This is a genomic window from Stappia indica, from assembly GCF_020177335.1.
GTDB lineage: Bacteria > Pseudomonadota > Alphaproteobacteria > Rhizobiales > Stappiaceae > Stappia > Stappia indica_B.
In genome coordinates this window covers 34,878-57,236 of record NZ_JAIVMG010000003.1, presented here as the reverse complement: position 1 = coordinate 57,236, position 22,359 = coordinate 34,878, and the positions used below count along the sequence as shown (strand labels likewise).

The window sequence follows — 22,359 nt, the reverse complement described above, 5'->3', positions numbered from 1 at the left end:
GAGCCCATGATGATCAATCGGCTGTTGTCCGGCGACCGACCGCGGAGCCGCCTCCTGGCAGGGGTGCTGGCGCTTATCCTGATCGGCCTTGCCTTCGCCCCGTTCCTGTTCCCCGGGACCAAGTCCCTCGATACGGCGGCGCGTATCTGCATCTTCATCGTGCTGGCGGCGAGCTACGACCTCCTGCTCGGCTATACCGGCGTCGTCTCGTTCGCCCATACGATGTTCTTCGGCATCGGCGCCTATGGCACCGCGCTAGCGCTCTCCTCGCTCGGCCCGAGCTTCACGGCCATCGTGCTCGGCACGGCCGGCGGCACGGCGATTGCCGCTGCCCTGGCGCTCGCCATCGGCCTGTTCTCGCTGCGGGTGAAGGCGATCTTCTTCGCCATGGTGACCCTGGCGGTCGCCAGCGCCTTCGCCGTTCTCGTCTCGCAGCTCTCCGGGCTGACGGGCGGTGAGGACGGGCTCACCTACAAGATCCCCCGGGCACTCGGTCCCGCCTTCAAGCTGATGGATGGCAAGATCTTCGGCGTGCGCATCAATGGCCGGCTGCTTTGCTACTATCTGGTGTTCTTCTCCGCGCTGGTCTTGTTCCTTGGGCTGCTCAGGGTGGTCAACTCGCCCTTCGGCCGGACCCTGAAGGCGGTGCGCGACAATGCCTTCCGCGCCGAGGCGATCGGCTACCGGGTGGTGTGGTACCGCACCACCGCCACGGTGCTATCGGCGGCGGTAGCGGCCCTTGCCGGAGCGCTGCTGGCGATCTGGATCCGCTACACCGGCCCGGCGACCACCCTGTCGATGGAAATCATGATCGACATCCTCCTGATGGTGGTGATCGGCGGCATGGGCACCATGTACGGGGCGGTGATCGGCGCGACGCTGTTCATCCTCGCCCAGACCTATCTGCAGACCCTGATGGCCAGCGCCGAACACGCCACCGAGGCGCTGCCGCTGATCCCGCTGCTGGTGGCGCCGGAACGCTGGCTCCTGTGGCTCGGGATGCTGTTCATCCTGTCGGTCTACTTCTTTCCCGACGGGGTCGTCGGCCGGTTGCGGAGCCGCCGGTGAGCGATCTTCACATCAGGCGCCGTGGCCAGCGGGCGGCGGGCAAGCGGCCGGTCGTCCTCCTGCATGGCTGGTCCTGCCACGGCGGCTTCATGGCGCCGCAACTGGCCGCGCTGGGGCGGGAAACCCTGGTGCTGGCGCCGGACCTGCCCGGCCATGGCGAAAGCCGCAGCCTCCGCCCCTTCACCATCGAGGCGGCGGCGGATGCGGTGATGGCGCGGATCGAAGCCGAGGGGCTCGACGAGGTCGTGCTGCACGGCTGGTCGATGGGGGCGCTCGTCGCCTGGTCGCTGATCGAGCGCCATGGCACGGACCGCCTTGCCGCGCTGGTGGTGGAGGACATGTCGCCGAAGGTACTGAACGGCCCCGACTGGGACCTGGGCACCCTGAGCGACCTCGATGCCCGGCGCAACGCGGTCTTCCTGCGGGCGTTGGAAAAGCAGTGGCCGGCGCTTGTCAGGCCCACCGCGCTGAAGACCTTCGCCGCCGATCTCGATCCCGCCAGCCCGCTGATCCGCCATGCCGAGGAGGAGATGCGCAAGGCCGACCCGGCAGCGCTGGCGGCCATGTGGGCCTCGCTGACGGCCCAGGACTTCCGGGCGCTGATGCCCGCGATCGACATTCCGGTGGTACTGGCGCCGGGCGGCAAGAGCCAGCTCTACGACAGCCGGGCGGCGCGCTGGCAACAGAGCCATCTGCCGCGCGCCCGGATTGTCCCCTTTTCCCGCTCCGGCCATGCCCCGCATCTGGAAGAGGCAGAGGCTTTCAACACGCTTCTGAGCGGCCTCGCCACCCGGTAAAAGGGCGAAGTCCCGTGCGGCAACCAAGCAGAACGCTTGCCGAGTTGACCTGTTTGACCTATAGTGTCCACGTTGGATGTGGGTCCAACATCAGCGGGCTTGAAAATTCGAACCCGGTTAAGAAAGTTTCGGTATGCGGCGCCTTCCCGGTCACAATGGCCGGTTCTGTCGAACAGAACTGCCTTTCCCGTTTCTGAATGCCACGCTCGCGCAAGCAAGCGCGCTTACTTGCGCTCTTTACACTTAGACTGACTACGGGACAGGAGTTTCCCCATGCGCCAGACAGGTACCCTCAAGTTCTTCAACCACGATCGCGGCTTCGGCTTTGTGACCCCGGCGGAAGGTGGCAAGGATGTGTTCGTGCACATCACCGCTTTCGAGCGTTCGGGCATTGCCGTTCCGGCCGAGGGCACGACCCTCACCTTCGTGACGGAAGAAGACCGTCGCGGCCGTGGCCTGCAGGCCGCGCAGCTCGCGCTCGACTGAGCTTAACCGGTTCACCGGTTTTGGAAACGCCGCCGGCTTGCCGGCGGCGTTTTTGTTTGTGGCAGCGTCGTGCCAGCCAACGTGCCCGGATCGCCGCTCATCGGGCGATAGCGCTGACGAAGAGCATCCGCGCCTTCCGCGTCATCCCGCCCCACAGGCCGGGATCACGGAGGGAGCCCCCATGCTTCTCGCGGGCTGGAGCCGCAAGGCCGTGCCTCGCCGGTCCCGGATCTTCGCTTCGTCCGGGAGGACGCAGAGAGCGGGGCGATGGCCGGCGCAGAGCAGCCCTTGCGTCATTTCCCGGCGTCATCCCGGGCAAGCGTCAGCGCGACCCGGGATCGGGGAGCTGAAAGGCGTGCGTTTTCAATAGACTGGAACCGAAGAGCCATGCCTCGCCGATCCTGAATGACGACGCCGTCAGGCGCCGACATCCTCCACATAGACCAGCGCCCGGCCCTCACAGACCCGCGTTCCATCCCGGGTCTCGCAGACCGTTTCCAGATCGACCAGATGCTTCTCCGGGCGCAGCCGGGTCACCGTCACCCGGGCGATCAGCGGTGTGTCAAAGGCCGCCGCGCCGAGAAAGCGCATTTCCTGCTTCAGGTAGTTGGTGCCGAAGCCCGGCAGCTTGACGCCAAGCAGGTAGGAAAACAGCCCGCCAATCAACGGCTCGGGCACGCTGTCCGGCACCGCATCAAGCCCGGCGAGGTCGGCGAAATCGGCCGCTTGCTCGCGCGGATAGACACGCTCCAGCTCCGCGCTCTGTCCCAGTTCGATCATCGACCCGCCCCTTCATCCAGTTCGCATTTGCCTTGCAGCACGATGGCCCCATCCGCCGCCCGGCGGACACTGACCTCCAGCAAGCGCGGGTTCCCGGCGGTGGGCGTCAGCGCGATCACCAGTTCCTCCTCCGCATAGGCGGGATTGGGGAACATCAGCTCCTGCAGCAGGTGCCGGCCCGGCCAGCGCCCCCGGATCAGCGCCCAGACCCGGGAGTAGAGCAGCATCCCGTGCGAAACGGTGCGTCCGAACCGGGTCCGGGCGGAAAACTCCGGATCCACATGGATCGGATTGTCATCGCCGGAGATCGCCGCGAAGCGATCGAAATCCGCCTGGGTCGGACGCCAGCGGCTTTCCAGCCCGTCTCCAACCGCCATCACGTCAGCGTTCACCTTCACCGCGCACCTCCTCCTTCTGCTCTTCATGTGCGTGTTTCAATACGTGCTTCTGCACCTTGCCGGCGGCGGTGCGCGGCAGATCCTCAACCACCGCGATATGGCGCGGCACCTTGTAGGCGGCCAGCCGCTCGCGGCACCAGGCGACCAGGCCCGCCTCTTCGATCCGCTCGCCCGGACGCGGAATCAGATAGGCCGCCCCCACCTCGCCCCAACGGGCATCGGCCACGCCGACCACCACCACATCAAGGATCGCCGGATGGGTGACCAGCACCCGCTCAACTTCAGCCGGATAAACGTTCTCGCCGCCGGAGATGTACATGTCCTTGATCCGGTCGACGATGGCGAAATAGCCATCCTCATCCCGCGCAGCGACATCGCCGGAGCGCAGCCAGCCATCCTCGGTGAACGCGGTGCGGGTCGCCTCCGGATTTTCGTAATATCCAGGCGTCACCCCCGGCCCACGGATCTGCAATTCGCCGGCCCCGGCGCCGGTCACCACCGCGCCGTCGATCCCAACGAGCCGCACTTCGGCCAATATCTGCGCCTTGCCAACGGAACCGATCTTCTCCGGCGCCCGCTGCGGGTCGGCGAGAAACACGGTCGGCCCGGTCTCGGTCATGCCCATGCCGTTGCAGACGGTGACACCGCGCGCCAGATAGGTGCGCAGCAGCGGCGCCGGCATCGGCGCACCGCCACAGCCGAGACTGCGGACGGCGGAGAAATCCGCCGTCTCGAACGCCGGATCGAGCGACAGGGCCTGATAGATCGCCGGCACCCCGAAAAACGCCGTCAGCCGCGTCTCGCCGATCAGCCGCAACACCGCCGCCACATCGAAGCGGCGCAGCACGATGGACGTGCCGCCGGTCAGGAACAGCGGCATCGACATCAGATTGATGCCGGCGGTGTGAAACAGCGGCAGGTAATTGACGGTGCAGTCACCAGCGGTGATGCCGGTCGCCTGGGTATAGTTGACCGCATTGGCCCAGGCCATGCGCGCGGTCTGGATCACCAGCTTCGGCTCGCCCGTGGTTCCGGAGGTGGCCAGCAGATACCAGGGCGCGGACGCGGGGATCCTTCCATCGCCGAAAGGCGCCGGATCGGCTTCGCAAAGCAGCGCCTCGAAATCGGCGGAGGCCGCCGTATCCCCCTCGCCCGCCGCATCGGCGAAGGCGACCGGCGTCAGACCACAGCGTTCGGCGAGCGCCCGCGCCGTCGCGCCGCAGGCGCTGTCATGCATCAGCAGCCGCGCGCCCGAACGGGTCACGGTCGGGGCCAGTTCCACCGCCGGCTGGCGCCAGTTGAGCGGCAGCAGGATGACGCCGCTTTTCTGGGCGGCGAACAGCAGGACGAAGAAGTCCGGATGGTTGTGGCAGAGAACCGCCACCCGGTCGCCGGCGGCCGCGCCGAGCATCCCTAAGGCCCGGGCCATCCGGTTCGCCCGCGCCTCCACATCGGCGAAACTCAGCTCCGCCCCGGTTTCATGATCGACAAAGGCAACGCGGTCGGGGCTCAGTTCCGCCCGCTTCGCCGCCATATCGGTGAGCCACTCCATATCCCGTCCCCCCAAAGACCGTCACACTTGCTGTTGGGTCTGCGCCTTGTCAGCACTACCGGCGGCACTCTCCCGCCCGAGAAACGTCTTCATCCGCGCTAGAGTCTCCGGCCGGACCACCAGCCTCAGGAACGCCTGCCGCTCCTCCTCCAGCGCCGCCGCGATCCGCGTCCGTCGCTCCCCGTTCCACACATGGGCCCGCGTGGTGCGCAGTGTCTCGCGGTCCATGCGGCGGAGCGTCGCCAGCCGCTCGGCCACCGCTGCCGCCAGCACCTCGGGGGCGCAGACCGCGCCGGCCAGCCCGAGATCGAGACAGGCGGGCGCCGACAGACGCGCGTTCAGATACTGCACTTCGAGCGCCCGGGCGGCGCCGATGCGCTCGGGCATCAGCGCGGTCCAGCCGCCGTCCGGCGCGAAGCCCATCTCGCCGTAGTAAGGCTGAAGAAAGGCCCGCTCGCTCATCACGACAATGTCGGAGGCAAGCACCAGCCCGGTCGACCCGCCGGTCACCGCCCCGTTGACGGCGGCAAGCACCGGCGCGGGAAAGGCGAGCAGATCAAGGATCGCGCCATTCAGCTCGCCGACCACTTCGGCAGCGTAGCGCAGCAGCTCATCCCGGTTGCCGGCATGACCGTGGAAGGCGGCCACATCGCCGCCAGCGGAGAAGGCCCGCCCCTTGCCGGCCAGCACCAGCGCGGCGGGCGTCTGCCCTGCGGCCCGCGCCAGCCCGCCGCGCAGTTCGGCGAGCAGCTCGGGCACCAGCGCATTGCCGCGCCCCGGGCGGTCGAGGGTCAGGGTGACGACATCGTCTTCCTGGTGAAAATGAACGAGATCGGCCATCAGGATCACTTCCTCAAACCATCGACGATGAGATCATGGGCGATGTCGACCACCTCATCGATCGGTGTGGTGTCGCCGAAAACCACCGAATATTCGCCAAGGGCACGGGCGATGCCCATCAGCGCCCAGGCCCTGACATCGGCATTGCCCGGCCGGATCGCTCCGGCTTCGGCAGCCTCGGCCAGCCCCTGCCGGTAGCCTTCGGCAAAGGTGCGGAAATAGGCCCGATAGGCATCGGGATCGACGAATTGCGCCTCTTGCACGATCCGGTAGAGCTCGGGACGAGAGGCGACGAAGGTCAGGAACGCGCGCAAGCCCTCCCGTTCCGCTTCCAGCCGATCCGCCATGCCACCGGTCGCCTCGCTGATGACATGGCGCAGCATCCGCCCCATCTCGACGACCAGTTCGGAGAACACCTCATCCTTGCTGGAAAAGTAGATGTAGAATGTGCCCTGGGCGACGCCCGCCTCGCGGGTGATCGAACCGATGGAGGCCTCGTTGAAGCCCTGGCGGCCGATGACCTTTTCGGCGGCACCGAGAATCGCCCGGCGGGTTGCTTCGCCGCGCGCGGTCTTCGGCTCCCGGCCAGTCTGCGCGTCGCGATCAGGCTGGTCCTTCGCCGGTGTCCCGGTCTCTGACATCTCATCCTCCCAACATGAATTATGAATCACTATTCATGTTTTTCCGATCAGATGCAAGCGTCCGGGGCGCGAATGGCGGAAAGTCGCGGGATTTTGCGGCGTTGCGCCGAATAGTTGAACAAAAAACTCCTGTTTTCCCGCGCAAGCCCGTTGACGCGGGACGCCGGGCGCGCCTATCTAGGGGCATGCGCCTTACACAACAGACCAACTATGCAGTCCGCACCCTGATCTATTGTGCGGCCAATCCGGACACTCCGAGCCGGGTCGCGGATGTCGCGGCCAGCTTCGAGATGTCCGAAGCGCATCTGTTCAAGATCCTCAAGGTGCTGGTCAGCAACGGCTTCGTGCGCACCATTCGCGGGCGCAATGGCGGTCTTGTGCTTGCCCGCCCGGCCGAGGAAATCACCGTTGGCGCGGTGGTCCGCGCCGCCGAGGAGAGTTTCCTCCTCGCCGAGTGCTTTGAATCCGGGCGCAAGGACTGCCCGCTGATCACCTCCTGCGGCTTCAACGGGTTGCTGCACGAAGCGCTGGAAGCCTTCATGAACGTGCTCGATGCGCATACCATCGCCGAGCTCGCCGAGGACCGTAGCGAAATCCGCTTCCTGCTGAAGATGCCGCCGGAAATCACCGCCACCGCCTGAGCGGAAAGAACCGTTTTCTTGTCACGAGAGGGCGCGCTCCAAGCGCCGCGCAGGCAGCAAAACGGGACCGGCCAGGCACGGTCTGCCCGATCTCATAACGCTGGAAACGCTTGCCTTTCGGCCCCCCGATCCCGGCTCGGGGGCCGGGATGACGCCGCATGATACGGCAAAGGCTCCTCTATTCCCCACATGGCCCCACGCTCTGCGTCCTCCCGGACGCAAGCGCAGCGGAGATCCGGGCTCGGCGAGCCACGGCCTGCGAGGCCCAGCCGATCAGAACCACTCGCCTTTCGGTTCCCCGGCCCCGGGTTGCGCCAAAGCTTGCCTGGGATTGCTCGTTTAAAAAAGGTCAGAATGAGGGAGATCTCCCGGCCGTTAAATTGCCGGGAGACCAGTGGCAGGCGGGAGACAGGGCGGCATGGCGCCGCCCCGGCCCTTACTTCATTTCGCCGATCATCTCGAAGCCGTTCGCACCAACCTTGAACAGCGCGTAGGCACCGGGCACATCGCCCTTTTCATCGAAGTTGTGATCGCCAGCCGCGCCCTTGTAGTCGATGGCCTTGCCGGCGGCGATCAGCTCCTTCGCCTTGGCCCATTCGCCCGGCAGGATCGTTTCACCGGTTCCGTTGGAGATCTCGCGCATGGCCGCGGCCACCTTGGTCTTGTCGCCGCCGGCCTTTTCGACCGCCAGCGCCATCAGGAAGGCCGCGTCATAGGAGGTGGTCACGAAGATGGCGCTCGGATCGCCGCCCGCCTCGGTGAAGGCCTTGCTGAACATCTCCAGCGCGTCGGATTTCTCGCCGACCGGCGAGGAGGCGACGAAGGTGGTCAGGTTTTCCGCACCCAGCTCCTTGAAGGTCGCATCCGACTTCATGCCGTCGGCGCCGACGAAGTTCTCGAAGAAGCCGTTTTCCAGCGCCTGACGCAACAGGGTCAGGCCCGAGCCATCGCCATAGTCGAGGATCACCAGGGTATCGGCACCGCCCGAGGCAAGCTCGGCGAGGTTCGACCGGTAGGAGGCCTTCTCGCCCTCATGCGCGGCATAGCCAGCGATCTCGCCGCCATTGGCCTCGAACTCGGACTTGAACGCCTCGGCCAGACCCTTGCCATAGTCGTTGTTCAGATAGGCGACGGCCACCTTCTTGGTGCCCCGGTCCAGCAGCGTGCGGGCCAGTGCCCGGCCCTGATAGTCATCGGAGGGCACGGTACGGAACACCGTGTCCTTGTCGTCAAGGCTGGTGATCTCCGGCGAGGTGCCCGACGGGGTGATGATGGCAATGCCGGCCGGCACGGTCACGGAGTTGGCAACCGCCAGCACCGAACCGGAGCAATGCGGGCCGACGATGGCGACGACGCCCTCGATGTTCACCGCCTTGGTGGCCGCATCGGTGCCATTCTGCGGGTTGCAGGCGCTGTCGCCGACGACGCCGATCAGCTTCTGGCCGTCGAGAATGCCGCCGTTCGCGTTGACCTGGTCGATGGCGAGCTGGGCGCTGGCGATCATCGGCGGGGCCATCGCGGCGATCGGGCCGGTCACGCCGCCGATCAGGCCGATCTTGACATCCGCATGAGCCGGCGCGGCCAGCGCGGTGGCGCCGAGAAGCGCCGCGGCAATGGCGGTCTGAAACAGTTTCATTGGATTACCTCCACCTTATCCTGGCACACAGCCACCCGGCCGCGCGCCTTCTGCAAAACCCGTTGGCCGGGCTTGTTCTGAACCCGCAGTCTCAACCCAAATGCGGCCTCCCCACAAGCCTCAATTGCCTGTTTTTCCCACCGGTTTGCGCTCCCCGCTCGCCTCGGGCAACAGGCCCTCCGGGCGGAAGCGCAGCACCAGTTGCAGCATCAGGCCGATCAGGAAAATCCGCAGGTACTTCGCCTTGACCGCGTATTCATGCGGGAACTGATCGGTGACGATTTCCGACACGGACCAGATCACCCAGACCACCGCAACACCAAGGATCGCACCGCGATTGTTGCCCGATCCGCCGAGGATCAGCATGATCCACACCAGGAAGGTCGCGACCATCGGGTCGATCGCCTCCGGGGTGATGCTGCGGTTGAAATGGGCGAACAGCGCCCCGCCCAGCCCCATCAGGGCCGAGCCGAAGATGAACGCCTCCAGACGGCGATAGGGCACGTCCTTGCCCATCGCCCGGGCCGCATCCTCATTGTCGCGGATCGCCCGCATCATCCGCCCCCAGGGCGAGGCGATCTGCCGCTCGACCATCAGATAGACAACGAGCAGAATGGCCATGACGATCGCCAGATAGGCCAGCTGCGACATGGTGTAGGGCAGGTCGCCCAGCGGGCGCGGGATATCGGTGATGCCCCGGGCGGAATTGGTCAGCCAGTCCTCCGACTTGATCACCAGACGGATGATCTCGGCAACGCCGATGGTGGCGATCGCCAGATAGTCGGAGCGAAAGCGCAGACAGATCTTGCCGATCGGCCAGGCGATCAGCGCCGCCGCCACCATCGCGCCGATCCAGCCGACCCAGAACGGCAGGTCGAAGCCGCCAAGCCGCCCGTCGGCCGCCGGCGAGGTCAGCACCGCCGAGGTATAGGCGCCGACGGCGAAGAAGCCGGCGATGCCTGCGTTGAAGAGGCCGGTAAAGCCCCACTGGATGTTCAACCCCAGCGACAACAGGGCGTAGATGCAGATGAAGATCGCCATGTAGACGGCGTAATTGGCAAATCCGATCCATTCCATCGCGCCGTCCTCCCTAAAGCACCTTGCCGCGCAGCAGCCCGGTCGGGCGCACCAGCAGCATCAGCAGCAGTATCGCAAAGGCGGTCGCCGCCTTGTATTCGGTCGGCAGGAACAGCGTCGACATCTCCTCCGCCACGCCGACGATCAGGCCGCCGATCACGGCGCCCTCCACCCGGCCGACGCCACCGAGGATCGCCGCGGCGAACATCGGCAGCAGCATCGACCAGCCCATCATCGCCTTGAGCTCGAAATTGAGCCCCAGGAACAGGCCGGCGGCGGCGCACAGCCCACCGACGATCACCCAGGTGATCGTCACGACCTTGCCGTTGTCGACACCGGACAGCAGCGCCAGATCCGGATTGTCGGACATGGCACGCATCGCCTTGCCCCACTTGCTGCGCTGCAGGAAGAGCTGCAGGGCCACCACCAGAGCGATCATCGCCAGAATCGTGATCAGTTCCCGGTCGCGGACGCGAATGCCGAACCAGTTTTCCGGCCGGACGATGCCCCGGGTATAGGTCTGCGAATCCACGCCCCACACCACCTGAACAATTGCCCGCACCATCAGGGCGATGCCGAGCGAGGCCATCACCGTGACGATCTTCGGCCTCTCGCGCAGATAATCGTAGAACACCCGGTCGATGCCGACCGCGACCACCGCCGTCAGCACCATCACCGCCGGCAGGGCGAGATAGGGCGAGATGCCGAGCGCGGTCACCAGACCGAGCCCGAGGAAGGCGCCGAGCGTTGCCAGATCGCCATGGGCCAGATGCGCGTAGCGCAGGATGGCGAAGACCAGCGTGATGCCAACCGCGCCCAGCGCGTAGATCGAGCCGACGACGAGGCCGGGCACGAGATAGAAGTTGATGATTTCCAGAGCGCCCATCCCCATCACCCTCCGAGGAACATGTCGGCGACGTCGCGGTCGGCCAGAAGATCCGCGCCCGTGCCCTCGTGACGGTTGCAGCCCGAGGCGAGCACGTAGCCGCGATCGGCGAAAGCCAGCGCCTGCTTGGCGTGCTGTTCCACCAAGAGGATGGCGACACCGGTGTCGCGCACATCCCGGCTGATCTGGAAGATCTGCTCCATGTATTTCGGCGACAAGCCGGCGGTCGGCTCGTCGAGCAGCAGGATCTTCGGCTCCAGCATCAGGGCGCGGCCCATCGCCACCATCTGCCGCTGGCCGCCGGACAGGTTGCCGGCCAGCGCCTTGCGCCGTTCCTTCAGGTCCGGGAACAGGCCGTAGACCCGGTCATAGGCGGCAGACAGATCGCCGGAGCGCAGGAAGGCGCCCATTTCCAGGTTTTCATGCACGGTCATTTCGCGGAACACGTTGTCGACCTGAGGCACATAGCAGACGCCCGCCTCGACAATCCGGTTCGGCTCCCAGCCGGTGATGTCGACCCCGCCGACGATCACCGAACCGCCGCGGATCTTCAAAAGACCGAAGATCGCCTTCATCGCCGTCGACTTGCCGGCGCCGTTCGGCCCGACGATGACGACGATTTCCGCCGGCGCCACCTCAAGGTTGACCCCATGCAGGATATTGGCATCGCCATAACCGCCGTGAAGATCGGTCATCTGCAAAAGCGGTTTCATTCAGGCGCTCCCACGGTTTCGCCGAGATAGGCTTCCAGCACCCGTTCATCGGCACGCACGGTGGCGAAATCTCCCTCGATCAGCACCCGGCCCTCGGCCATGCAGATCACCGGGTGGCACAGCTTCTCGATCATCTCCATGTCATGCTCGATGAGGATGAAAGTGTAGCCGCGCTCCTTGTTGAGGATCGCGATCTTCTCTTCCAGCTTGCGCAAAAGGGTCCGGTTGACGCCGGCCGCCGGTTCGTCGAGCAGCACCAGCCGGGCGTCGGTCATCATGGTCCGGCCCAGCTCCAGCAGCTTCTTCTGGCCGCCGGACAGGTTGCCGGCCCGCTCCTCGGCCACATGCTCCAGTTCGAGGAAGGCAAGGGTCTCCCTGGCGCGCTGGTGCACCTCCTCCTCGTTCCGGCGCACCTTGCCCCATGTCAGCCAGTTGGCGAGAAGCGCCTCGCCGGCCTGATGCGGCGGCACCATCATCAGGTTTTCCATGACGGTCAGCCGATGGAACTCGTGCGGGATCTGGAAGGTGCGCACCAGGCCGAGATGGAACCGCCGGTCGGTGCTGAGCCCGGTGATGTCCTCGCCAAGATACCGGATCCGGCCAGAGGTCGGCGGAAACGCCCCGGCCACCAAATTGAACAGTGTGGTCTTGCCGGCGCCGTTCGGGCCGATCAGGCCGGTGATGCTGCCCTCCGCCACGGACAGCGAGCAGTTGTCCACCGCGCGGAACCCGCCGTAGCTCATCACAAGCTGGTCTACTTCCAGCATGTTGCCTCTCCCCCCGCTGGTTGCGCCTGGCGCAACGTCAATGCCTGTTGGGCTCTTCTTCTGGCGGCTTTGCGCCGCTCATACCCGCCGCAATATCGCGCGCACCGGCGCGGCATCCAGCCCTTCTAGCCGTAACGGCAGCGCGATCAACTCATAATCCCCGAAATCCGCCTCTCTGAGGGCGAGGTTTTCCAGGATTCGCATGTCGTGGCGCAAGAATGTCATATGCGCGGGCAGCTCCTTGGAGGTCTCCGGATCGACCGAGGGCACGTCAACGCCCACCAGCCGAACACCCCGCGCCGCCAGCAGATCGACCGTCTCCGGCGCCAGCGCGCGAAACCCTTCAGGCCAGCGCATCGGGTCGAGCGTATCGGCCAGACGCAAGAGCACCCGTGGCGGCACATCGTCCAGATGCGGCAACAGCTCTTCCGGCCGGCACAGCGGCCCCTCGCCGCGCGCGTCGATCAGACGGGCCGGACCGATGAAATCCTCCAGCGGCACCCGGTCGATGGAAGCGCCCTCGGCGCTGTAGTGCAAGGGGGCATCCGCATGGGCACCGCAGTGGGTGGAAAGCGACACGGACGTCACGTTGACCGGACAGCCCGGGCCAATTGCAAAGGTCGTGTCCACCCGATAGGGCGCGTCGCCGGGAAACACGGCGGCGCCGGGCGCCAGTGGCGGTGTGATGTCAATCAACTGCGACATGCAGGCTCCTCGTCGGCGAAAAACGTGCCGGCCTCAAAGATCGGCGCGAATGTCCCACAGCTCGGGGAACAACACCACATCCAGCATGCGCCGCAGGTAGGACACGCCCGAGGTGCCGCCGGTACCACGCTTGAAGCCGATCACCCGCTCCACCGTGGTCACATGGTTGAAGCGCCAGCGGCGGAAGTAATCCTCGAAATCGACGAGCTTTTCCGCCAGATCGTACAGCGCCCAGTATTTGCCCGGGTCGCGGTAGACCGCCAGCCAGGCCGCATGGACGCTGGCATCCCGCTGGTAGGGCTCGGCCGGGTCGCGCTCCAGCACCGCCGGATCGACGGGCAAGCCGGAACGGCCCAGCAACCGCAGCGCCTCATCATAGATGCTGGTCTCGTGACGCAAACCGTCGAGCCACTGATAGGTTTCCGGAACATGCTGATGCGGACGCAGCATCGCCGCGTTCTTGTTGCCGGCCAGAAACTCGATTGCCCGATACTGGTAGGACTGGAAGCCGGAGGACTGGCCAAGGTCATCGCGGAATTCGGTGTACTCGGACGGGGTCATGGTCCGCAGCACCTGCCAGGCACCGGTGAGCTGCTCGAAGATCCGGGCAACGCGGGTCAGCATCTTGAAGGCCGGCGGCAGATCGTCATTGGCGATCCGCGCCTTGGCGGCGACCAGCTCATGGATCGCCAGCTTCATCCACAGTTCCGAGGTCTGATGCTGGATGATGAACAGCATCTCGTCATGGGCATCGGACAGCGGCTTCTGCGCATCCAGGATCTTGTCCAGCGACAGGTAGTCGCCATAGGACATGCGGCCATCGAAGGCCATCTGCGCGCCATCGCGCGCCGGATCGAACGGTTCCATAGCTTCCCCCTTGCCGCTCATGTGACCTTCGCCCGCTTGTGGAACCTTGGCTGGTCCCAGAACCGGGTCGCCACGATATCCTCCAGGATCTCGCAAGCCCGGAGCACATCTTCATGGCTGAGATAGAGCGGCGTAAAGCCGAAGCGGACCACATCCGGCGCCCGGAAGTCGCCGATCACCCCCCGGTCGATCAGCGCCTGCATCAGGGCGTAACCATGCTCGAAGCGGAACGAGACCTGGCTGCCGCGCCGAGCATGATCGCGCGGGCTGACCAGTTCAAGCCCATCGCAGCGCCGCTCCACCTCGGCAATGAACAATTCACTGAGGCTGATCGACTGAGCCCGCAAGACCGCCATATCGACCCCGTCGAATTCATCGAGCGCCGCATCGAGCGCCGAGAGTGACAGGATCGGCGGCGTGCCGACCCGCATCCGGTCGACCCCAGGGGCCGGCCGGTAGTCGAGATCGAAGGCAAAGGGCGCCTCATGGCCCATCCAGCCGGTCAGCGGCGCGGCGATGTTAGGCTGATGCTCGGGCGCGACATAAAGGAAGGCCGGCGCACCGGGACCGCCGTTGAGGTACTTGTAACCACAGCCGACCGCGAAATCGGCCCCGGCGCCGCCAAGATCGACCGGCAGCGCGCCGGCGGAATGGGCCAGATCCCAAAGGGTCAGCGCGCCGACCGCATGGGCCTTGCGCGTCAGCCCGGCCATGTCATGCAGGCGGCCGGTGCGATAATCGACCTCGGTCAGCATCATCACCGCCACGGTGTCGTCGAGCGCGGCCTCGACCTCCTGCGGGGCGACCACCTTCAGTTCATGGCCTTTGTCCAGAAGGTCGCGCAGTCCTTGCGCCACATAAAGATCGGTCGGGAAGTTGCCGTTGTCGGAGAGGATGACCTTGCGCTCCGGGCGCAGCGACAGCGCCGCCGCCAGCATCTTGAACACATTGATCGAGGTGCTGTCGCCGGCGGTGACCGTTCCCGGCGCCGCGCCAATCAGCGCGCCGATGCGGTCGCCGACACGTTGCGGCAGGTCGATCCAGTCATGCTCGTTCCAGGCGCGGATGAGGCTCTCGCCCCATTGGGTCTCGATCACCTGGCGCATACGCTCCGGCACCGCCGCCGGCAGCACGCCCAGCGAATTGCCATCGAGATAGATGACCCCGTCCGGCAACCGGAACCGGCCACGCCGGGCCGCAAACGGATTGTCCTCGTCCAGTGTCCGCGCATGCACGCGCACTGCGTCCATCATGGATATCGCCTCTCCCAATCACCGGCCCATCGCAAATCAGGGCAACTCGGTTCGCATCCGACCCACGCCTATGCGCCAGGTTCCTCCCGGATGTCGAAGGCAGACTAACAACGCAGAAGACAGGCGGCAAGGATCATATATAATTTTGTCGATTGTATTTTCCTGACCTATCATCGCTGGACGCGCAGCGAGCGCCACATGGAAACGGCATGCGATGACCAAGACCGACGAAGCTCTGACCCGCCTGCGAAGCGATATCCTCTCCTGCCGCCTCGCACCGGATTCGCCGCTGGTGATCGCGGCCCTGACCGAACGCTACGGCCTTGGCTGGACACCCTTGCGCGAGGCGCTGTCGCGGCTGGAAGCCGAACGGCTGGTGATTTCGGAGCGCAATCGCGGTTATCGGGTCGCGCCGGTCTCTGCCGCCTCGCTGGTGGACCTGCAGGAAGCCCGCCGCGCGGTGGAAAGCACCCTGTTGCGCCGGTCGATCGAATCCGGGGATGCGGAGTGGGAAAGTCAGGTCGTCGCCGCCCATTACCTTCTGGCGCAGACCCCACCACCGGATCCGGTGATGGCCGGCGACAGGATCGCGCAGTGGGAAGCCCGGCATGACGCCTTTCACGATGCGCTTCTCGCCGGCGACAGCTCCGTCTGGCTGGCCGGCTTTCAGCATCAGATCCGCGAGCAGCTCACCCGCCATCACCGGCACATGATCAGCGGCCCGGCGCCGCGCCGCAAGATGGACAGCGAGGCGGCCGGCCATTTCCAGGCGCTGATCGAGCGCACCCTCGGCCTTGCCCATCATACGGATCTGATGGACGCGACCCTTGCCCGCGATGCGGACCGGGCCATTTCCCTTCTGAACGAACACATCGGCTTTTCCCTCGCCGTCTACGCTTTCCTCTGGCCGGAGGACGTGCAGGACCGCAGCAGTCTGGCCACCAGCCAGGATCGGGCTTCGGGTCGCTGAGATACGACACACCGCAGGGCCGTTTGCGACAATCGGCAGTTTGCGGGTGACGTTTCCCTGGCCTCACGTCATGATCCCGCGCAAGCAGCGGTGCATGGCGTGGGGGCGCCATGTGCGAAAAAGCCGCGGACGCGTTCTGGGAGGAACATGTGTTCATCAGCGTTTTCGATATCTTCAAGATCGGCATCGGCCCGTCGTCCTCGCACACCATGGGGCCGATGGTCGCCGCCGGCCGTTTTCTCGATGACCTGCGCAGCAAGGGCCTGAAGCCGGCCCGGCTCACCGCCTCGCTGCACGGCTCGCTTGCCTTCACCGGAAAGGGCCATGCCAGCGACCGGGCGATCTGCCTCGGCCTTGCCGGCCACGATCCGGCGACGATCGACCCCGCCTGTATCGACGGGGAGATGGAGCGGCTGCAGCGAGACAAGCGGGTGATGGTGGAAGGCATCGGCGGCGTTGCCTTCGACCCTGAGACCGATCTGGTGTTCGACTACGGCCCGCCGCTGCCGGCGCACGCCAATGGCATGATCTTCCGCGCGCTCGGCCCGGACGGGGAAACCCTTCTTGAAGAGACCGTCTATTCCATCGGCGGCGGTTTCGTCGCCACCGCCGAGGAGCTCGACCGGCAGAACGACCTGATGCCGCAGACCAATGACGAGCGGGCGCCCTTCGCCTTCCGCAACGCGGCGGAAATGCTGGAGATGGGCGAGGCCAGCGGCCTGTCGATCGAGGCGATGAAACGGGCCAACGAAGAAGCCCGTGATCCCGACGGCGATCTCGATGAGGGGCTAGACCGGATCTGGCGCGCCATGAACGCCTGCCTGGAACGCGGGCTGTCGCTGGACGGCGAGCTGCCCGGCGGGCTCAAGATCAAGCGCCGCGCCCGCGCCATTCATCAAAAGCTCCTCGGTGATGCCGGCAAGAACCGGCCGTTCCAGCACACGGTGATGGACTGGCTCGGCGTCTATGCCATGGCGGTCAACGAGGAAAACGCCGCCGGCGGATCGCTGGTGACCGCGCCGACCAACGGCGCCGCCGGGGTGATCCCGGCGGTGATCCGCTACTACCTCGACCATTGTCCCGATGGCTGCGGCGCCGGTATCCGCACCTTCCTCCTGGTGGCGGCGGCCATTGGCGGCATCATCAAGGCCAATGCCTCGATCTCCGGCGCGGAGGTCGGCTGCCAGGGCGAGGTCGGTTCGGCCTCGGCCATGGCGGCGGCGGGGCTGTGCGCGGCCCTTGGCGGCAGCAACGCCCAGGTGGAAAACGCCGCCGAAATCGCGCTGGAGCATCATCTCGGCATGACCTGCGACCCGATCGGCGGTCTGGTGCAGGTGCCTTGCATCGAGCGCAACGCGCTTGGCGCGGTCAAGGCGGTGACCGCCGCCTCGCTGGCACTGCGCGGCGACGGCACCCATTTCGTGCCGCTCGACAGTTGCATCGAGACCATGCGCCAGACCGGCCTCGACATGACCGACAAGTACAAGGAAACCTCGAAGGGCGGATTGGCGGTCAACGTCGTCGCCTGCTGACCGCGCCCTGCCCGCGCGCGCCTGTGTCTCAGCTCGGGGCGAAGCGGGCTTCCATCTCCCGGCGGATGCGCACCGCCTCCGCCTCCGGGTCGATGACCACATCCTCCCAGGTGAGCACCGCCCCTTCCGCCACATCCCGCCGCAGCGCCACATGGGCGGCAAGCCCAAGCGGCAGATAGCCTTCGCGCAAGGAGGTGGCGGCCGGCTGCTGCTTGCCCCAGACGGTTGCCCCGCCCTCGCCGTCGAGCATTTCGCCCGCCCTCAGTGCCCGTTTCGCGGTGGCCACCACATCGCTGACGAAGCCGCGCGGGGCACCGGTCGGCTCGCCGCGCAGCGCCGCCGAGGCAACGGACACCCCAAGCTCCATGCCGATCATATGCGTTGGCCGGTAGAGCGCGGCGAACTGGCCGCTGGCGTCCTCCAGCATGTGATACTCGCGGAAGCACTGGCGGGCGTAGTCGGTCTCGCCCTCGATCACCACGAAGGTGCCCATCGCCAGATGATGGGGAATGTCCTTGCCGTCCCGGGTCAGCGAGGACACCACCTCGGTCGTGCCGGAGAGCGCCAGCGTTCCGCCCGCCTCGCGCGGCTTGCACACATCGGCCAGGTCGAACCGGCTGGCCGGCGGGAAGGCGAGCCCGTCCGGCTGGCTGACCAGGCCGGTGGCGTTGCACACGGCGGTCATTTCAATGCCCGACTTGGTGCCATCCAGGAACGAGTTGAACATCTTCGGGTTGATGCTCGCCCGGTCGGTGATGTTGAGATACTGGCCGAGCACCTCCCACACCGTCTCCGGCGTCAGGCTGTGATAACCGGGCAGGTAGCGGGTGCCCTTGCCGGCGCAGACCACCTTGAAACCACAGGTTCGCGCCCAGTCGACCTGTTCGCAGATCAGCGCCGGCTGATCGCCCCAGGCCAGCGAATAGACGACGCCCGCCGCCTCCGCCCGTGCCGCCAGCAACGGCCCGGCCAGCACATCCGCCTCCACATTGACCATGATGACATGCTTGCCGGCGGCGATCACAGCAAGCGCATGGCGGATACCGACCGCCGGATCGCCGGTTGCCTCGATCACCACATCAATGCGCGGATCGGCCAGAACGGCCTCGGCGTTATCCGAAACCCAGGTTGCCCCGGTTGCCACTGCCGCGTCGAGATCGCGCGCCTTGGCCTGCTCCTGCGGCCAGCCGCATCTGGCAAGGGTCGCGCGCGCCCGCACCGGGGCAAGGTCGATCACCGCCGCGATATGCACCCCGCGCGTCAGCCGCGCCTGGGTCAGATACATGGAGCCGAATTTCCCGGCACCAATCAGGGCAACCCGCACCGGCCGACCTTCCGCCTCCCGCGCCAGCAACATCCGCGACAGATTCATGTTCCCTCCCCACCATCGTTCTGGGATATAATGAGCCATAGTGTGCCGGCCTGCTGGCGTCAGCGCCAGACGAACGTTGCGACACCGACCCGAAGCACCGTTTCCCCGGCGCCAGGTCGCCGCGCACCGGCCCTCATCCCAGAGCAAGCATGAGCCCTGAACGCATGAACGACGCCCCCTTCCTGATTCTCCTCGGCGGCCATCTGACGATTACCGACCGGCTTCTGCGCCAGGTCGCCGGGCTTCCGGCCATCGCCGCCGATGGCGGCATCCGCCATGCCGGTGAGCTGGAGGTCTTGCCGGAGCTATGGGTCGGGGATTTCGATTCAAGCCCCGTCGGCCTGCAATCGACCTGGGAGCACATCCCGCGCGAGGCCCATCCGCCGGCCAAGGACATGACCGATGGGGCGCTCGCGGTGGAGGCGGCGCTGGAGCGGGGCGCGACCCGGCTGGTGATCGCCGGCGCCCTTGGCGGCGAGCGCTCGGACCATGCGATGCAGAACCTTCTGCTCGGCATGGCGGTGCGGGAGCGCGGCATCGGCGTGCTGATGACCAGCGGTCTGGAGGAAGCCTGGCCGCTTGCGCCCGGCCACCAGTCGTTCGACCTGCCGGCCAACAGCCTGTTCTCGGTGCTCGCCCTGTCGGATCTCACCGGCCTGACGCTGGAGGGGGTGCACTGGCCGCTCTCCCGGCGTGACGTCCCCCTCGGCGACACCCTGACCCTGTCGAACAAGATCCTGGCAGGGACGGACGCTCCCCTGTCTGTCAGGCTGGAGACCGGCAAGGCGCTGCTGATCGCCCGACCCTACGACACAGACACGGCAGGCACCGTCTGAGGGCTCTCAACCGCCCCGCCGCCCCAAGAGCCGGTCAGCTTGGCGGCCGCAACCGCAATTCCGCCACGAAATCATAGGCATCGCCCCGGTAGGTCGAGGTTGTGTGCTCCACCACCCGGCCGCTGGCGAGATAGGAAATCCGCTCGATGCGCAGGGCCGCCGCGCCAACTGGTGCGTCGAGCAGACGCGCCGCCTCCTCGCCAAGGGTCTGCGCCGAGATCCGCTGGATCGCCCGCACCGGCCGATTGCCAACCTTGTCCAGCGCCTCGTAGAGGGAGTTTTCCACCCCTTCGGGATCGGGCAGCATGGCGGTGGCCAGAACCGCCCGCTCGATTGCCAGCGGCACCCCATCGGCGACCCGCAGCCGGCTCAGCCGCGCCACCCGGTCGCCGGGTGACAGCCCGAGCACCACCGTTTCTTCCGGCGAGGGTTCGAAGACGCCCCGTTCCAGCCACCGTGCGGTGGTCGTCTTGCCGCGCCGGGCCATGTCCTCGGAAAAGCTGGTCAGATGGGACAGGGATTGCTCGACCCGCTCCAGCTTGGGCGCGACAAAGGTGCCCGAGCCCTGCCGTTGCAGCAGCACCCCTTCCTTGACCAGTTCCTGCACCGCCCGGCGGACGGTGACGCGTGAGATGCCGGCAAGGCTGGCGATCTCCCGCTCCGACGGCAAGGCGTCGCCCGGGGCGACAATGCCGCTGCTGACCGCCTCTTCGAGGCGGCGCTTGACCTGAAGATACAACGGCCCGCTGGCCGGTGCCGGCCAGTTCTCCGCCGAGAGAAACGCCGCAGCGCCTCCGGCCATTCCCCCGTTCCGCATGGCTGTCCTGTCCCCAAGAATCGCTATCGCCGTCCGGCAAGATCGCCGGGTGCCACTGGCGCAAACTGTCATGCTACCAATAAACGGCCAATATAACGGCAGGCAAGGACAATCACCCCGCCCGCGCTCCCGGCAAGTATCCGGGCGCGGGCAAGCCCACGGGGCCTCAGGGGCAAAGGTGCGGGATTGGATCATCGCCCCTTCAGGGCCGCGGGGTCGCCTCGACAGTTTCATCGGACCAGCGAACCATACGCCGGGTGACCACCGACACGGCGGCATAGAGCACCACGGCAAAGGCTGCCAGCACGAACATCGCCGCGAACATCAGATCCGTCTTCGCCCGGCCATTGGCCAGCAGCATCAGGTAGCCGAGCCCGCGCGAGGCGCCGACCCATTCGCCGATCACCGCGCCAATCGGCGCGTAGACCGCGGCCAGCCGCAGGCCGGAGCCGAAGGCCGGCAGCGCGGCCGGAAGCCTCAGGAAGAACAGGGTCCGGCGTGGCCGGGCGCCCATGGTCTGGGCCAGATCCAGCAGCCCCGGATCGGTGCGGCGCAAGCCGTCATAGAAGGTGGAAACCACCGGGAAGTAGATGATCAGCAGCGCCATGACGATCTTGGAGGCCATGCCATAGCCGAACCACAGGGTCAGGATCGGTGCCAGCGCGAACACCGGGATCGCCTGGCTGAACACCATCACCGGCAGGACCAGCCGGCGGGCGAGCGGCGAGATCATCAGATGCAGCGCCGTCATCGCCCCGAACAGCGCCCCGAGCACCAACCCGATCAGCACCTCGGCGACAGTGATCGTCGCATGATCGAGGATCAGGCCGGCATTGTCGACCAGGGTTTCGGCGACCCGCAGCGGTCCCGGCAGGATGAAGGGCGGAACCCCGGTGATCCAGACCAGCACTTGCCACGAGAGGATCGCGACAGTGGCGGCCAGCAGTCCATCGAGCAACCGACGACGGGTCATGCCACACCTCCCCGCAGGCTGCGGAACAGCCGCACCTGCATCTCGATGGTTTCCGGAGCATCAATCGCCCGCACCGGCTCGTTCTCCAGCCCGGCGCATTCGCTGAGACCGTTTTCCGACAGGATGAACAGGCGATGTCCGAGGCGCACCGCCTCCGCCGGATCATGGGTCACCAGCAGCACCGTGCGCCCGGTGAGCGTTTCGAACGCCAGTTCCTGCATTTCCGCCCGGGTCCGGGCGTCGAGCGCGCCGAACGGCTCATCCAGCAGCACGATGGGACGATCCTCCATCAGCACCCGCGCCAGTGCGACCCGCTGGCGCATGCCGCCGGACAGGCTCGCCGGCCATTTGTGCACGTGATCGGCAAGGCCGACCCGGGCAATCAGCTCCTCGGCACGCGCCGCGTCCGGGGTCTCGCCGCGCAAGCGGGCGCCGAGCGTGACATTGCCGCGCACATCGAGCCAGGGCGCCAGCAGATCGGTCTGGGCCATGAAGGCGATGCGTCCGGCAATCGGCCCGCCATCGTCGGCGCCGATCTCACCTGTGAAGCTGCCGCCGGTCTCAAGTCCAGCGAGCAGCCGCAGCACGGTCGACTTGCCGACCCCGGAAGGCCCGAGCAGGCAGGTCCAGCCGCCGGCCGCGACCGTCAGATCGAGATCGCGAAACAGCGGCACGCCGGCGTGATCGAAATCCCCGCGCAGGCGCAGGCCGGGAGCCGGCACCCGCGCGGAAGATGGATGAACGTGCTTCAA

The 22,359-nt window shown here is 66.5% G+C and carries 24 protein-coding genes; 7 read left to right on the top strand and 17 right to left on the bottom strand.

What is annotated here, in order from left to right; translation table 11 throughout:
• Positions 1-9 precede the first annotated feature (9 nt).
• The 3 genes from LC062_RS04640 (at position 10) to LC062_RS04630 (ending at position 2,351) form a co-directional block, all read left to right on the top strand.
• Positions 10-1,068: a branched-chain amino acid ABC transporter permease gene (locus LC062_RS04640; RefSeq protein ID WP_224910317.1), complete on the top strand. Its 1,059-nt coding sequence runs from the start codon at positions 10-12 to the stop codon at positions 1,066-1,068.
• Entirely contained in the window at positions 1,065-1,865 is an 801-nt protein-coding gene (locus LC062_RS04635; protein ID WP_224909871.1) for an alpha/beta fold hydrolase, read from the top strand. The genes LC062_RS04640 and LC062_RS04635 overlap by 4 nt, the downstream gene beginning before the upstream one ends.
• Before the next feature lie 273 nt (positions 1,866-2,138).
• Positions 2,139-2,351, top strand: a complete 213-nt coding sequence (locus LC062_RS04630) for a cold-shock protein (protein ID WP_181761975.1) — start codon at positions 2,139-2,141, stop codon at positions 2,349-2,351.
• A gap of 417 nt (positions 2,352-2,768) precedes the next feature.
• Here the strand turns inward: LC062_RS04630 and LC062_RS04625 are convergent, their stop codons facing one another.
• The 5 genes from LC062_RS04625 to LC062_RS04605 are packed head-to-tail and all read right to left on the bottom strand — an operon-like array spanning position 2,769 to position 6,562.
• Complete coding sequence (locus LC062_RS04625) at positions 2,769-3,131, bottom strand: hotdog family protein (RefSeq protein ID WP_181760903.1); 363 nt, start codon at positions 3,129-3,131, stop codon at positions 2,769-2,771.
• A complete protein-coding gene (locus tag LC062_RS04620; RefSeq protein WP_224909870.1) occupies positions 3,128-3,529 on the bottom strand; it encodes a MaoC family dehydratase in 402 nt (133 codons plus the stop codon). Before LC062_RS04620 ends, LC062_RS04625 begins: the two co-directional genes overlap by 4 nt.
• Complete coding sequence (locus LC062_RS04615; protein ID WP_224909869.1) at positions 3,513-5,081, bottom strand: AMP-binding protein; 1,569 nt, start codon at positions 5,079-5,081, stop codon at positions 3,513-3,515. Before LC062_RS04615 ends, LC062_RS04620 begins: the two co-directional genes overlap by 17 nt.
• A 21-nt stretch (positions 5,082-5,102) precedes the next feature.
• On the bottom strand, positions 5,103-5,921 hold the full coding sequence (locus LC062_RS04610) for an enoyl-CoA hydratase/isomerase family protein (RefSeq protein ID WP_224909868.1): 819 nt from the start codon (positions 5,919-5,921) through the stop codon (positions 5,103-5,105).
• A 5-nt stretch (positions 5,922-5,926) separates the two neighbouring features.
• Positions 5,927-6,562, bottom strand: a complete 636-nt coding sequence (locus tag LC062_RS04605) for a TetR/AcrR family transcriptional regulator (RefSeq protein WP_224909867.1) — start codon at positions 6,560-6,562, stop codon at positions 5,927-5,929.
• A gap of 185 nt (positions 6,563-6,747) precedes the next feature.
• On the opposite strand from LC062_RS04605, the gene LC062_RS04600 reads away from it, so the two are divergent.
• Positions 6,748-7,203, top strand: coding sequence for an Rrf2 family transcriptional regulator (locus tag LC062_RS04600; protein WP_224909866.1), 456 nt, complete (start codon positions 6,748-6,750; stop codon positions 7,201-7,203).
• A 436-nt stretch (positions 7,204-7,639) separates the two neighbouring features.
• Here LC062_RS04600 and LC062_RS04595 read toward each other — a convergent pair whose 3' ends face one another.
• From LC062_RS04595 to kynU, 8 genes are all read right to left on the bottom strand, one after another.
• Positions 7,640-8,839: an ABC transporter substrate-binding protein gene (locus tag LC062_RS04595; RefSeq protein WP_224909865.1), complete on the bottom strand. Its 1,200-nt coding sequence runs from the start codon at positions 8,837-8,839 to the stop codon at positions 7,640-7,642.
• A 120-nt stretch (positions 8,840-8,959) separates the two neighbouring features.
• Positions 8,960-9,916, bottom strand: coding sequence for a branched-chain amino acid ABC transporter permease (locus tag LC062_RS04590; protein WP_224909864.1), 957 nt, complete (start codon positions 9,914-9,916; stop codon positions 8,960-8,962).
• A 13-nt stretch (positions 9,917-9,929) separates the two neighbouring features.
• Entirely contained in the window at positions 9,930-10,802 is an 873-nt protein-coding gene (locus LC062_RS04585) for a branched-chain amino acid ABC transporter permease (protein WP_224909863.1), read from the bottom strand.
• Positions 10,803-10,807: 5 nt separating this feature from the next.
• Complete coding sequence (locus LC062_RS04580) at positions 10,808-11,515, bottom strand: ABC transporter ATP-binding protein (RefSeq protein WP_224909862.1); 708 nt, start codon at positions 11,513-11,515, stop codon at positions 10,808-10,810.
• Entirely contained in the window at positions 11,512-12,282 is a 771-nt protein-coding gene (locus LC062_RS04575; RefSeq protein ID WP_224909861.1) for an ABC transporter ATP-binding protein, read from the bottom strand. Before LC062_RS04575 ends, LC062_RS04580 begins: the two co-directional genes overlap by 4 nt.
• 78 nt (positions 12,283-12,360) lie before the next feature.
• On the bottom strand, positions 12,361-12,987 hold the full coding sequence (gene kynB, locus LC062_RS04570) for an arylformamidase (RefSeq protein ID WP_224909860.1): 627 nt from the start codon (positions 12,985-12,987) through the stop codon (positions 12,361-12,363).
• A 33-nt stretch (positions 12,988-13,020) separates the two neighbouring features.
• The gene (gene kynA / locus LC062_RS04565; protein ID WP_224909859.1) at positions 13,021-13,875 is read right to left on the bottom strand and encodes a tryptophan 2,3-dioxygenase; all 855 of its coding nucleotides are present in this window, start codon (positions 13,873-13,875) and stop codon (positions 13,021-13,023) included.
• Complete coding sequence (gene kynU, locus LC062_RS04560; RefSeq protein WP_224909858.1) at positions 13,872-15,107, bottom strand: kynureninase; 1,236 nt, start codon at positions 15,105-15,107, stop codon at positions 13,872-13,874. Before kynU ends, kynA begins: the two co-directional genes overlap by 4 nt.
• 214 nt (positions 15,108-15,321) lie before the next feature.
• Between kynU and LC062_RS04555 the strand changes: the two genes are divergently transcribed.
• Together LC062_RS04555 and LC062_RS04550 are read left to right on the top strand one after the other, a co-directional pair.
• Positions 15,322-16,077, top strand: coding sequence for a GntR family transcriptional regulator (locus LC062_RS04555; RefSeq protein WP_224909857.1), 756 nt, complete (start codon positions 15,322-15,324; stop codon positions 16,075-16,077).
• A 149-nt stretch (positions 16,078-16,226) separates the two neighbouring features.
• Complete coding sequence (locus tag LC062_RS04550; RefSeq protein WP_224909856.1) at positions 16,227-17,609, top strand: L-serine ammonia-lyase; 1,383 nt, start codon at positions 16,227-16,229, stop codon at positions 17,607-17,609.
• A 28-nt stretch (positions 17,610-17,637) separates the two neighbouring features.
• Here LC062_RS04550 and LC062_RS04545 read toward each other — a convergent pair whose 3' ends face one another.
• Entirely contained in the window at positions 17,638-18,981 is a 1,344-nt protein-coding gene (locus LC062_RS04545; protein WP_224909855.1) for an NAD(P)H-dependent oxidoreductase, read from the bottom strand.
• A 164-nt stretch (positions 18,982-19,145) separates the two neighbouring features.
• Here LC062_RS04545 and LC062_RS04540 point away from each other — a divergent pair, with 164 nt between their 5' ends.
• Entirely contained in the window at positions 19,146-19,817 is a 672-nt protein-coding gene (locus LC062_RS04540) for a thiamine diphosphokinase (protein ID WP_224910316.1), read from the top strand.
• Positions 19,818-19,851: 34 nt separating this feature from the next.
• Here the strand turns inward: LC062_RS04540 and LC062_RS04535 are convergent, their stop codons facing one another.
• From LC062_RS04535 to LC062_RS04525, 3 genes are all read right to left on the bottom strand, one after another.
• Complete coding sequence (locus LC062_RS04535; RefSeq protein WP_224909854.1) at positions 19,852-20,619, bottom strand: GntR family transcriptional regulator; 768 nt, start codon at positions 20,617-20,619, stop codon at positions 19,852-19,854.
• Positions 20,620-20,836: 217 nt separating this feature from the next.
• On the bottom strand, positions 20,837-21,607 hold the full coding sequence (locus tag LC062_RS04530; protein ID WP_224909853.1) for an ABC transporter permease: 771 nt from the start codon (positions 21,605-21,607) through the stop codon (positions 20,837-20,839).
• Complete coding sequence (locus tag LC062_RS04525) at positions 21,604-22,359, bottom strand: ABC transporter ATP-binding protein (protein WP_224909852.1); 756 nt, start codon at positions 22,357-22,359, stop codon at positions 21,604-21,606. The genes LC062_RS04530 and LC062_RS04525 overlap by 4 nt, the downstream gene beginning before the upstream one ends.